Here is a 13,464-nt window from a genome sequence, read left to right as displayed (position 1 = left end):
TAAAAGGCTATATGCTAAGTATTATTCTTTTATCATGTGTTTTAATTGGTATTGTTGTTGGCTTTCTATCAGGCTTATTAGGCATTGGTGGAGGGCTGATTATTGTTCCGGCACTTGTCTACTTACTTCCTTTGTTAGACCTTCCTATGAATGTTGTACTGCCTTTAGCATTAGGGACATCTTTGTGTTCTATTGTTGTTACTTCATCCGCAGCAACTTTATCTCATTATAAAAATGGTAATATTCCGTGGCTATTAACGAAAAAATTTATTGTTGCTATTTCTTTGGGCTCTTTGAGTGGGGCATTAGTTGCCGATTTACTTTCTGTTATTGTTTTGAAAACGATATTTTCAGTAGCGGTAAGTACTTTAGCCCTTTATATGTTGCTTTCTGTTAGGGTTGTTAGAGCTAGACCTTTGCCAAATGACGCTGTTATTTTTATTATTGCTTATGCTTGTGGTGTATTGGCAAGTTTAATGGGAATTTCAGGCGCGGTTATTTTGATCCCCATTTTAACTATTTTTGGTGTATCTGTTCGCCATGCCATAGGGCTTGCTACTATGTGTGGCGCACTGGTAGCAGCATTTGGTAGTGCAGGCTACATTATATCTGGCATTGGCGTTAGTGAACTTCCGCCATGGAGTATGGGCTATGTTTATTTACCTGCATTAATCGCTATAGTGATCACCTCTACTCTTTTTGCTCCTTTTGGTGTGCAGTATGCGAATAAGTTGCCAGTAAAAACATTGAAGCGTTTATTTTCTTTTTTCTTGTTAATTGTCGCGCTGAAAATGATCTTTAGTTAGCCAATAATTAACTAATCTATTATCATAACGCCACTAATTTTTAGGTAATAAGCTTTGCCTTAAACGCTATTTCATAGGATATTTTCATGCAAGCGTACTTAGATTTAATGAAACATGTACACGATAACGGTGTAGATAAGTCAGATAGAACAGGCACAGGAACACGTAGTGTTTTTGGATATCAAATGCGTTTTGATTTATCTAAAGGTTTTCCTTTAGTTACGACAAAAAAATGTCATTTAAAATCAATTATTCATGAACTCCTTTGGTTTATAAAAGGTGAGTCTAATATTGCTTATCTTAAAGAAAATGGCGTAAAAATTTGGGATGCTTGGGCAACAGAAGATGGTGAGTTAGGCCCTGTATATGGTGTGCAATGGCGTAACTGGCCTGCATCAAATGGCGAAACTATTGATCAACTCGCGCAACTTATCCATGATCTCAAAACGAATCCTGATTCACGCCGACACATTATTACAGCGTGGAATCCTGCGTTATTACCTGATACTTCAATATCACCATCAGAAAATGCAGCTATTGGTAAGCAAGCTTTGCCGCCGTGTCATACATTGTTTCAATTTTATGTATTAAATGGAAAGCTGTCGTGCCAGTTATACCAACGCAGTGCTGATATTTTCTTAGGTGTGCCATTTAACATTGCGAGCTACGCGTTATTCACTATGATGATTGCACAAGTGTGTGATTTAGAATTAGGCGACTTTGTTCATACTTTTGGTGATGCTCATTTATATTCAAACCATATGGAGCAGGTACGAGAGCAGCTTTCAAGAAAGCCCTTGCCATTGCCTACAATGAAAATCAATCCAAATGTAACGAGTATTTTTGATTTTACTTTTGATGATTTTGAACTAGTTGGTTACGAAGCTCACCCACATATTAAAGCGCCTATTTCAGTTTAAATATTTAGTATCATTTCTTTAAAATTAAGCCATTGCTATAAAACAATGGCTTAATTTCTTTATTTAATAAAAAACTCCATATAGGATTATTCTACTTAGGTATTTAGGATCGTAGTTATGCTTGCTCGTCAGTGGTTTTATATTATTTCAGTTGCTTCTCTTGCTGTTATATTTTTTGGTCAACTTTATTGGCCTAATGTTATTTGGCTATTGGTGGTTGCTATACCGCTAATTGTACTTGGTTTGTATGATGTGTTTTTTAGCAAACATACTATTTTACGTATTTATCCTGTTGTTGGGCATATTCGTTATTTATTAGAATCTTTTCGGCCTGAAATTCAACAGTACTTTATTGAAACTAATCTAAGTGGCAGACCTATCAATCGAGAGTTCAGAGATCTTGTTTATCAACGTTCAAAGGGAGTAAACGACACGCGTCCTTTTGGTACTCAGTTCGATGTTTATAAAGTAGGGTATCAGTGGATGAGCCATTCGATACAGCCAATACATATTAAAGATCAAGATCCTAGAGTCACCTTTGGGCATGGAGAAAAAGCCTACAGAGCTTCGCTATTAAATATTTCAGCTATGAGCTTTGGCGCATTGAGCAAAAATGCCATTTTGGCGTTAAATAAAGGTGCTAAAAAAGGTGGTTTTTATCATAACTCAGGTGAAGGAGGGATAAGTGCTTATCATCTTCAGTATGGCGCTGATTTAGTATGGCAAATAGGTACCGGATACTTTGGTTGTAGAGACAGCAAAGGTAATTTTTGTGAGTCTTTATTCACAGAAACGGCTCACCAAGATTATGTGAAAATGATCGAAATTAAACTTTCGCAAGGCGCTAAACCAGGACATGGTGGCATTTTACCTGCAGTAAAACTAACCCCCGAAATTGCAGCTATTCGTAAAGTACCTTTAGGTCAAGACGTTATTTCTCCTCCTGCACACAGTAGCTTTAATACGCCAATAGAGCTTTTAGCTTTTATTGATCGTTTAAAAGAGTTATCAGGGGGGAAACCTGTTGGTATTAAATTATGTATAGGTAATAAACGTGAGTTTTTGGCTTTATGTAAAGCTATGGTTGTTACAGGATCTACTCCTGACTTTATCACCATTGATGGAAGTGAGGGTGGCACAGGAGCTTCACCTATAGAGTTTACCAATTCGGTGGGTATGCCATTAAGAGATGCTTTAGTATTTGTGCAAAATGCATTAGTTGGTTGTGGTGTTAGAGACAAATTACGATTAATCGCTTCAGGTAAAGCATTATCAGCTTTTCATGTGTTACGTTTATTAGCGTTAGGCGCAGACACAGTTAATAGTGCTAGAGCTATGATGTTATCCTTAGGTTGTATTCAGTCTCGTCATTGTAATAACGATAAATGCCCAACAGGTATAGCGACACAAGATGCAGCACGTTATAACGCCTTAGATTATGAAGAGAAGGGCGAGAGAGTTTATAAGTTTCATGCGGCTATGATCAAAAACTTAGTTGAGCTAGTAGGGGCAGCCGGTTTAGAAAATGTAAGTGATATTAAGCCACACCATATTCAGACACGTGTTTCAGAAAATATTATTGAGCATTTAGGGCAACGTTATAACTATATTGCGCCTGATAGCTTACTTGATGAAAAAAGTATTCCACCAGCATGGCAATATGATTGGCATTTAGTGTCGGAAAAAACTTGGAATTAATTGTTTTAGATAAGATAAAGTAGATAACCAGTGTAACTATCTAACCTGAGTTCGGCTTAATAAATGTTCTTCTAGCGGCTACTTTTACTAACTTCTGCGTTAAATTCACTTGCAATAGGCCAGCTATTGACGCGTAAATTTGCCTTGAATTAAGTAAAACTATCAAGCTAGAAGCGAACCGAGCTTTTAGTGATTACTTTTCAAGGAGTTAACAATATCTTAAACCGAACTCAGGTTATCTCGAGTTACTTTTATTATTTTGGTGTTAACTTTAAGAAGGAAAGCCAAGCATATTCCCCATGCCTACCGTAAATAACCAACAACCATAAATTGAATGTTCAATAGAAACGAGTAATGTTGACTTTGTTTTTTTGAAGGTTAAAGCGAATAAGATCCCACCAATAAATGTGAGTAATATAACTAATACGTTTTTAAAGAAAATATGCGCTAAAGAAAATAGGGCAGCGTTAACAATAATGAATAGCCATTCGCTCTTAAACAAAGCTTGGTATCGTTTAAAAAAGAATGTTCTGTAGAGTAATTCCTGTGGGTATACTGAAAATAGGCTGTAAAAAAATAAGATAAATAACCAGAGTTTAGGATTATTTAACATCACGTAAAAAAGTTGTGATTTATCAGTAGACCAAACATAAAAAATAGTTACAGTTGTGATAACGAAAAAAAACAAGAGTGTACGTTTTAAAAAAGCATTCCAATTTAGATGCGACGGTTTTCTGAATGTATATTTTTCTACTTTTACAAGGACAAAAAGTATATATAACAACCCTACAATACCAAGAGTTATTTTGAACCAAGTTGGATAATGTAGAGTAAAACTACTCGGTAATATTATGAATAAGATAAAAAGTTCGATTATTTTATAGCGTAAAGACTGCATTATTTAAATTAACCTATTATAAATCTGAATCAAAAGAATAATAAATATCTGCCGAGTTCTCTAAGCCTGAAATCGTTTCTACCCATAATCGACTCATTAAAAATAATCTAACGGTTAACTCATTAACCGGTTCGTTTACGCCAACACCATATTTTACATAAATGCGTTTACCTAAATATCCGGCTATAGATACTTGGCTGCTATCACCTTCTATTTCAACATTGTTAATAAGCGGTAGTTTATCTATTTGTTTTAAAATGCCAGAATAGTTTGCTAAAGCTGCACCTAAAGCTACACCTATACCTGAATCGTCTGGTGCATCATTTTTGAGTCCTTGACCTCTTAATAAATAAGACAAAGTTTGTGCACGCGACAGTGCTGGCGTAGAAATGAGCTTAAGTGTAAGGGCGTTTGCTAATCCTTTAATTTCAACACCCACTTTTATGTTTTCTTTAGGAATAGTTCGTGTGGCTTTAATATCTATATGGGGGTTTTCCATAGGGCCATTAAACGCGACTTTACCTCGCTCTATTTGTAGGCGTTGTCCGTAAGCATGGTAGCGACCATCAGGGATATTTAAATTACCAAATATTTGTATGGGTTGTTGATTACTGTGTTGTACTCGTATATCACCCGCCAAATTACCGTTAAATCCTTGACCTGTGAGTTGAAAAGCTTCATCAATAAATACTCTAATATCAGACTCTATATTAAAGCGTTTCTCTTTAATTATTTCGTTACCTTTAGTATCAACAAAAATAACATCATTGGTTAGTTCTACACTTCCCTCAGGTAAGTTAATGACACGTAGTATTCCGCTAAGCACATTCACTTTACCTGATATTTTCAGGTTATCAGGCGTTAATACTGCATTAATCTGCGGAGCGATAGTCGCCTCTATATGTGGGGGAACAAGGATAGATAAGTGTTCTGCATTTACGCTTAGGTTTAATCGTTTTTCTTTTTTCCAGTCAGCGTCACCATTAATAAAACCTGTGTCTTTATCAATATTAAAGGTGCCCTTGAGTGTGGCGTTGGTATTTAAAAGCGCTAAATTAATTTTTACGTCGTTAATCACATTAGGACTTTTTAATAACTTTACGCTGCCTTTGTCTAAATTAATTTCACCATTAACTTTAGGGTTTTTAAGATCACCCGTTACATTAACTTGTGTATGTAATACCCCTTCAAGTAAGGTGATTTCGTGACTGATTGATTGAAACGGTCGTAAATTAAAATTATCTATATCGATATTTGCCGATATAGGAAAATTACCTTTAAATGTGACTTTACCTGCTAAATTTATATTGGAATAAAAGTCGTAATTATTATTGGCGTTCGTTTGATTATCTGGGCTTAATGTTAGTTGTGTTTGTACAAAGTCATCGTTAAGTTTGAAGGTTAATCGGCCTTCATCCCAAGCACTTAATACTTTTACGGGTAAACCTATTTCTTTTTCATCAAGTAAAATATTTCCTGCTAAAACAGATAAGTCTCCTTCAACAACATAATGTTTATTAGGAGTCCAATTGATCGTTGCATCTCCCTCAATTATGGTATTAACAAGTATGTCATTTGGGGCGAAAGTTTCGTTAAAGTATGAGCTATTAAAGTATAAAGAAAGCGGAATACTTCCAGAGTCAGAAAATGAGACTTCTTTGGGTAAGCAAATATTAAGTCCTTGGTTATTCCAACAGTGTTTATTTAATGACAGTTTTTGTGTTTGATTATTGTAGTCAATAATAACGTCAGTATCAGGTTGCCAATGTTGGCTTAAGTAATTAAATTCGGCACCTGCAATAATTCCTACCCAGTTTTTAGTGTCTTCATTTCGTAAACCGTTCAGTAAAAACTTACTTTTAAAATCGCCTTCCCATTTTACGTCGAATCTTTGCTGATTTATATCTGCGTTAATTTTTGCTACAACTTGTGTTAACTCAGTACTTAACCAATTTATACTTTTGCTTTTTATTTGTGCATTGATTAGGTGCTCTTCAAAAGGAGAATAACTGCCTTGAACTGTAATAAAAGGAGAGGTTGATTTCTTGAAAGCAAAGTCAGTAATATCATGTTTAAATAAAACCTTGGGTTTATCGAGTGGACCTGTCACATCAAAACGAGTAGAAACATTGCCATTTATTTCAGAATAAAATTTATTCGTATTTGGAACGTCTATATTTCCTTTTACATGCCATTCCTTATCGCTATAGCCAGAAAAATTGATGTGAGAATCGAAAAGCGACAAACTTAAGTGGCTCGGTTTAAGTTGTAAGTTTTCACTTAAATTAATTTCGCCTGATAACTCAAAAGGCATTTTATTAACTTCACCTGTTAGATGGGTGTTCGTTAATGTGATGGACGAATTTTCTTTATTATATATGCCAGTGGTATCTAAATTACCTTTGATCCGTCCTGACATCCATTCTTTAATGTTGTCGTATTCATCATCTAAATGTTTAAATTGAGGAAAGCTAAAGCCCGTAGATTTAATTTTTAAATTCCACGATGGTTTATCACTAAAAGCAAAATGACCTTTGATGCTCAGATTGTTTTTAGCATCATTTAGGGCAAATTCTTCAATTGTGACTTTATCTGCTATGAGCTTGTTATGTGTAAGCTTTAATGATGTTTTTGCATTTTTATAACCTAAACCATTAAGTACACTATTTAATGATAAAGTTTGTTTATTAATATCGCCTTGTGATGCTAAAGACAAAACAGAAGGATGAAGGTGCTGGCTTACTTGATTGTATACAGGAAGTTTAGTTGCTTCTAAATTAAGATTATAAGGAAAATTATTGTCGATAATATTAATGTTAGCATTACCTGTAAGTGCTAAGCTGCCTTCACTTTTAAACTGTAAATCAAGTTGAGATAAATCTCCTTTAATATTAATTATTTGTGCCGAGTCGTTAACTTCAGGCCAGTAAGTATTATTGTTTAGCTGATGTTTAAGTTGAATGTCTAGCGGATAGTTTTTGATTAATGATAATTTACCATTAATATCGGTTAATCCTGATCCATAATTTATTTTGAATAGCGTAATAAAAAGATCACTTTTAAACCATGTTAAACCAATATTTATATCCGTGATTTTTTTAGGTAGGTTATCTAATATAGATAGGTTATTTGATAACCTATCTATTTTGAAATTAACAACTTTTAACTCAAATGGAAGTTGTATTTCAGGTAAAGCTAACGTAGAAATATCATTTTTTTGTTGATTGATTATAGCTGCTTTAGTTACTGCTGTTTTACCTGCAACTTTGTTAAGTACAATATCAGCTACAGTAATTTCTTTAATGCTTGGACTATTAAAGGTAAACGTACTTTTTTTAATATTAATAGGCGAAGTAAAGCCGTTGATATTAATTACTTGATCAGTTAAGTTTATCGCCGTTTTTGCAACTAACAGTTTTTTGATTTTTATCGAAATAGGCATTTCAAGCAGAGTAAATTCTGGCTTTGGCGCATTTGATGATTTAATTTTTAATGATAAATCGCCTATATTTAAGCTATCAATACACAGTTTTTTTTGCCAAAAACAGCGTAAATGAAATTTTAATATTGCATTTTTAGCGTGTATTTTTACATCATCGTTTTGATAAAGCACATCTGAAAATTCTATTTTTTCTGAAAACATGCCACTTTTATAAATTAATGTGACATCAGAAAATTTATTGATGAATGAAATACTCGCCTGAGTCCCCCATGGGCTACTGTAAAGTATGGCTAATAAGCAGAGTAAGCTAGTGATAAAAATAGCCGTATAAGAGGTTACTTTACGGCGTAAGCTCTTGCTTTTTATTTTGGCTGGAGTAACTTCTTCTTGGGATTTTTTAGGTGTTGTCATTAGAGTTCGGCACCTAAGTTCAAATGTAAGCGCCACGAAGGATTTTCTTCACTTAAGCTGTATCCTACATCGAGTTTTATCGCACCAATTGGCGATATATAATGAATGCCTGGCCCTACCGAGTATTTTTTTTGAAAACCCGTATCAAATGAACTTCCCACATCAGCAAATATTGCACCTCTAATCGTTGGTGTAAAATAGTATTGATATTCAATACTTGCCACGGCTAAACGATTTCCCCCCACCACAAGATCTTCACCGGGTTTTGAATTGATTTGTTGGCGTGTAGGTCCAATAGATTGGTAGGCAAAGCCTCTAATACTTTGATCTCCGCCTGCAAAAAAACGTAAAGAAGGTGATAATTCTTCAGCATTTGAACTGTCTAATAAGGTATAGCCTATTTCCGCTCGTGTAACGATACGGTGTTTGGGTTTGATGGTTTTTATATATCGCCAATGGGCATAAAATTTTAAAAAGCTCGTTTCAGAAGATATGTCGGTATGGGTAGCTTCAATATTATAATATTGGCTAAAGCCATCACTGGGATCGATCAAACTGCCATCTCTACGTGTGTTAGACCAGCTGTAACCTAGTAAAAAATAGTCGGCCATGTCGTCTATAGTGTCTATATCCCACTCTTCATGAAGAAAACGAATATAGTATTCAGAATTTACAGTATCGCTTACTTTTATTTTACTTATTCTAGATGACCAATAATTACTATCAATATCACCATACTCGTTGTTCTCTAACAGCAGTTTTAATTGAATTGTATTATTAAGTGAACCATCAATTGGAATTGAATAAATAAAACGACCTGTTGGGTTTATTTTTGAATATTTAATCTGTGTTTCTTGTCTATGGCCATATTTGTTTACTAAAGGTGTTCTCCAGCCGCCAGAAATCCTGAATTCGGTATCAGTAGCGTAGCCTAAACCTATATCAAAATAATGTTTTTTAGCTTCTTTTAATGTGACTTGAATAGGAACTAATTTATCTTTTGCTGCAGATGGATCATCCTGATTAGGAACAATAACAATATTGCTAAAATATTGAGTTTTTTCTAAGTTATTTTGAAACTGTTGAAGTATGGATACTTGATAATCGTCTCCGTACGTAAAAGGGACTAACTTATTAATAAAGTTTTGGTCTACGGTGTTGTTTATAAATTCAATTTTACCAAATTTATATCGCTTACCACTTTTATAGGTAAGAGAAATGTCTGCTGTGTTTTCTGGTGTTATAGCAATTTGAGCGGTTTCGAAAAAGCCATCGAAGTAACCTCGTTGTAGCGCTAACGCAATAATTTCTGATTTTATTTTTTGGTAGTTTCCATGGTGTAAACGATCTTGCGGTTTAATGGCTAAGTTTGATGTGAGCGAATTGAACATTTTATCGTTTTGCGCTTCACCCATTATATTTACCTGGATAGAGTTAACTAAAGTGACTTCTTTTAATTGTATGGCAAAAGCAAGCTTCCAGGGGGTGTCATCTTCACTTTTCGTTAGGTTAGTATTAACCACTGCTCGGTAGTAACCTAAAGCTTGTAATGCTTTTATTGTGTTATTTTTTGCTGAATAAATAAAAGATACTCTAGATTGAGGATTATCAGGAAGTTCACCTAAATAAGCTTTTATATTGTTTTTAACTTCATCGGGCAAGTTTTCAGGTAGTGATAAGGCTATATTGCTCGCAAAAATCTTACCTACAAAGAGTAGAGTAAAAAAGCAAACGTATAACTTCAGCATAAAATTCCTTTATGAGTAAATAGACTAAAAATAACGGCTTATTATAACGTATTGTTCGAAAAGTTATTACACAATAAAGTAAGCTTTAGTAACAGAATATTGAAAGTTAGGTAGACGTTTAATAGGTAGTATATTTAGTTGAAAAATTTATATATTTTTTAGAAATTAACTATCGATTTAATAATAATGTGCTATGTTAAAGTTGTACTTAATAAAAACTAGAGGTCATTCTATGGGAACTGAAAACGCACTATATACCATTTTAGTTGAAAAAATTAAACAAGATGCATTGGTATTACCCACGCTGCCAAAAATAGCACTAAAAGTGCGTGAGTCAGCAGATGATCCAGATGTTAACTTAGCTCAAATGAGCGAGATTATTTCGCATGACCCTGCGCTTTCATTAGGCATGATAAAAGTGGCTAATAGTCCTTTACTTGGGCGCGCTGTAAAAGTTGAAACCGTAAACCAAGCTGTTACTCGTATCGGTTTAAGACAAATTAAAAGCATTGCAACGGCAATGGCTATAGAGCAGGTATTTGTTTCTAAAAACAAAATTGTGGCAATGTATTTGAAAAAGTCGTGGGAAAAAACGATTGATGTTGCTTCTGTTGCTATTGCTTTGATGACCTTTTATAAACAAAAAAATAAACATAGTTCTTTGTCTTTAGATGAACTTACTCTCGCTGCGTTAGTGCATTCTATTGGCGTTTTACCTATATTAACGGAAGCTGAAAATCATCCAGACGTTTTTGCTAATCCTACTTTCTTACAGCAAGCTATTGTTAAGCTATCAAGTAATATTGGTGCTGAAGTAACAAAAGCTTGGGGGTTTTCAGATCAATTTATTGAATTAGTAAAAAGTTGGAGTGACTTAACCATGCTCCCTGAAGAAGTTCATTATATCGATTTTATCAGAGCGGGGGCTATTGCTAATGATATTTTTAAAAATGAATCAACATGTAAGGTATTGATAAAAAGCTATGTCGATAAAGGTCTTATACCTGATATTGAATTTATGCAAAGCGATGAATTTTTATCGACGGTAGCAGACGTTAAACAAATGTTTTAATGCTGTTGTTAATAATTGTTTATTGAAAAGAAAATGCCAATCAGTTGTACTGATTGGCATTTTTATTAATGGGTATAATTTTATTAATAATTGTTTTCTTTAATACTGTTTTGCGCCATAGGTATGAATAAGGTTTTATAGAGTTTTGTTGCGTAATCGTCTGTCATTCCTGCAACGTAATCGGCGATCACTCTATGATGATTTAAGTTGTTATCTTTGGCGTGCTGCCAACGTTTAGCTGTAGACTTAGGTAATAATCGTAAAGGATCTGATTCAAATGCTTCAAATAACTCCATAACAATTTGTTGTCCTTTATATTCTAGTCGTTGAATATCTGTTTGCTTGATCACAAACTCAAAAACAAAGTCTTTAAATATTTGTAATACTTTTGCGGCCACGCTGGGTAGCTTGGCGTTATATTGTAATAAAGGTTCGGCAAAACTTAATGATTCAGATGCATTTAAATCAACTAATATAATTTCAGTAATAAGGTAATTAACTAGCCCTCCAATTGCTTCTTTTTGTAAGTAGAACATATCGCTAAAAAGTTTACTGGACAAGTCATCGCTATAAATTGATAGCCATTCATCATCTATGGCCTTTAATTTATCAATAACGTGTGTATCAAAATCAGTTTTATTTACAACACCAGTGACTATTGCATCTTCTAAGTCATGTATTCCGTAAGCAATATCATCAGCTAATTCCATAATTGAACAATCGAATGATTTGAATTGTGTTTTATGGTGTCTGTTGGGATGACTGGTTATTTGTTGAAAATGTTGTCGGTCTAATTCTGATAATGGCTGTAAAACCCACGATAGTATGTCTAAATCATCAGAATATATCCCTTTGGGAGGGTGCCACTGGCAAGCTTTTAATTGCCTAAATGATTTAGGTTCTTCTTGTTTTTTCTGGGTATTTAACACGTCAATAGTTTGCGGGTATTTTAATAAACCCAGTAGTGATCTGCGCGTTAAATTCATACCGCAGTCTTTACTAAAGGGTTCTAACCGAGCAACTATTCTCAAGGTTTGCCCGTTACCTTCAAATCCACCATGATTTCGCATCATGTAATGCAAAGCTACTTCACCTCCATGACCGAAAGGAGGGTGACCAATGTCATGCGCTAAACAAATAGATTCAATTAAGGTATCGTCCTCAGGAAGTATGTTACGACAAACCTCTGGAAATTTACAACGTAGCTGTGAAGTGATCCCTGAACCTATTTGAGCTGCTTCTAAAGAATGAGTAAGGCGTGTTCTGTAAAAGTCACTTTGTCCGCTCCCCATAACTTGTGTTTTAGATTGTAAACGTCGAAATGCAGCAGAATGTAATATCCTTGCTCTGTCTCTTTGAAAAGGGGTTCTATGATCATTTTGACGTTTTGTCATACTTAACTGTCGTCTTTCTAACCAAGGCTTTTCCATATTATTCCTTTATTGTAAAAAACTGTTACTGTAATTAAAATCTCATAATCGATGTGTTAGCATTAACTAAGTGTTTGTCCAGTCTGTAATTATATTCATAACCATAATTATTCCCCCTAACTTTATACGATGTTTTTAGCTGCTTAAAGTTATATTTATAAAGAGGATACGTCATTAGTCTTTTTCAGGGTGCTATTTATAAAATAGCAGCAAGTATTTTTATTTTTTTTGCTGCAAAGTGCAGCGCTGCAAAATTAAACCTCAATGAGCAAGTTTTATTTTTAGCAGGGTTACCAAAACCGCCATTTATTATTAATGATAAAGGTGAAGGCTTACAAATTGATATTATAAGGGAGGCTTTATCTGCTCAAAATATTATGGTTGAATTTCAACATATGCCATTATCTAGAACTATTTTAGGTTTTCAGCAATTAAATGCTGATGCTATCTCTATCGTGCCTTCAAATTATTCTTATCAAGGGATGTATATTTCAAAACCTTATATTACGTATCAGAATGTGGCGGTATCTTTAGCGGAAAGAGAATTAACTATTGATTCTATTTATGATTTAGACGGGTTAATTATTGCTGCTTTTCAAAGAGCTGGTAAACATTTAGGCGATGAATATAACCTTAACGTTGCAAGTTCTTCTCAGTATAGAGAAATAGCAGAACAACGTGAACAAGTTGATATGTTATTTAGAGGCGAAGCTGAAGTCATTATTTTGGATCTCAATATTTTTATTTATTTTTGTAAAATACATAAAAATACGATGTATCAAAATCCGTTTAAAATACATTATATTTTTGATGAAAAGCAATATTCTGCTGGGTTTAAGTCTGAAGAGCTTAAAGATAAGTTTGATAAAGGTGTGGCTGAAATCAAAAGTAATGGCCAATACAATTATATTTTAAACAAATATTTATAAGGGCTAATCACCTTTTTATTTTATTGTTAAAAAGGTTTGGATGTTTAAACACTGAAACAGATACGTAAATAACCAGAAATTGGGTTAAATAGTATGTGTTTCAGTGATAA

9 protein-coding genes are annotated in these 13,464 nt (G+C 34.0%); 5 read left to right on the top strand and 4 right to left on the bottom strand.

The features are described 5' to 3' along the window. Positions 1-11: 11 nt before the first annotated feature. The 3 genes from B0X80_RS12160 (at position 12) to B0X80_RS12150 (ending at position 3,424) form a co-directional block, all read left to right on the top strand. A complete protein-coding gene (locus B0X80_RS12160; protein ID WP_077340635.1) occupies positions 12-806 on the top strand; it encodes a sulfite exporter TauE/SafE family protein in 795 nt (264 codons plus the stop codon). An 86-nt stretch (positions 807-892) separates the two neighbouring features. Continuing rightward, positions 893-1,726 (top strand): thymidylate synthase, encoded by an 834-nt coding sequence (locus B0X80_RS12155; RefSeq protein WP_077340633.1) that lies wholly within the window; start codon positions 893-895, stop codon positions 1,724-1,726. 117 nt (positions 1,727-1,843) lie between these two features. Next, the gene (locus tag B0X80_RS12150) at positions 1,844-3,424 is read left to right on the top strand and encodes an FMN-binding glutamate synthase family protein (protein WP_077340631.1); all 1,581 of its coding nucleotides are present in this window, start codon (positions 1,844-1,846) and stop codon (positions 3,422-3,424) included. 271 nt (positions 3,425-3,695) lie between these two features. Here B0X80_RS12150 and B0X80_RS20515 read toward each other — a convergent pair whose 3' ends face one another. The 3 genes from B0X80_RS20515 to B0X80_RS12135 form a co-directional block, all read right to left on the bottom strand. After that, on the bottom strand, positions 3,696-4,037 hold the full coding sequence (locus B0X80_RS20515) for a CPBP family intramembrane glutamic endopeptidase (RefSeq protein ID WP_245825457.1): 342 nt from the start codon (positions 4,035-4,037) through the stop codon (positions 3,696-3,698). A gap of 301 nt (positions 4,038-4,338) precedes the next feature. Continuing rightward, entirely contained in the window at positions 4,339-8,175 is a 3,837-nt protein-coding gene (locus tag B0X80_RS12140) for a translocation/assembly module TamB domain-containing protein (RefSeq protein WP_077340627.1), read from the bottom strand. Beyond that, positions 8,175-9,923: an autotransporter assembly complex protein TamA gene (locus B0X80_RS12135; RefSeq protein WP_077340625.1), complete on the bottom strand. Its 1,749-nt coding sequence runs from the start codon at positions 9,921-9,923 to the stop codon at positions 8,175-8,177. Before B0X80_RS12135 ends, B0X80_RS12140 begins: the two co-directional genes overlap by 1 nt. Before the next feature lie 232 nt (positions 9,924-10,155). Here B0X80_RS12135 and B0X80_RS12130 point away from each other — a divergent pair, with 232 nt between their 5' ends. Continuing rightward, positions 10,156-10,995 carry an HDOD domain-containing protein gene (locus tag B0X80_RS12130; protein WP_077340623.1) on the top strand — a complete coding sequence of 280 codons (840 nt, stop codon included), beginning with the start codon at positions 10,156-10,158 and terminating at the stop codon, positions 10,993-10,995. Positions 10,996-11,078: 83 nt separating this feature from the next. On the opposite strand, the gene B0X80_RS12125 is transcribed toward B0X80_RS12130, so the two are convergent. Further along, positions 11,079-12,425, bottom strand: a complete 1,347-nt coding sequence (locus B0X80_RS12125; protein WP_077340621.1) for an anti-phage deoxyguanosine triphosphatase — start codon at positions 12,423-12,425, stop codon at positions 11,079-11,081. Between the two features lie 173 nt (positions 12,426-12,598). On the opposite strand from B0X80_RS12125, the gene B0X80_RS12120 reads away from it, so the two are divergent. Next, positions 12,599-13,354 carry a transporter substrate-binding domain-containing protein gene (locus B0X80_RS12120; protein WP_077340619.1) on the top strand — a complete coding sequence of 252 codons (756 nt, stop codon included), beginning with the start codon at positions 12,599-12,601 and terminating at the stop codon, positions 13,352-13,354. The last annotated feature ends 110 nt before the right edge of the window (positions 13,355-13,464 follow it).

Source organism: Pseudocolwellia agarivorans (genome assembly GCF_002000085.1).
Lineage (GTDB): Bacteria > Pseudomonadota > Gammaproteobacteria > Enterobacterales > Alteromonadaceae > Pseudocolwellia > Pseudocolwellia agarivorans.
This window is presented reverse-complemented; position numbering and strand designations above follow the sequence as displayed.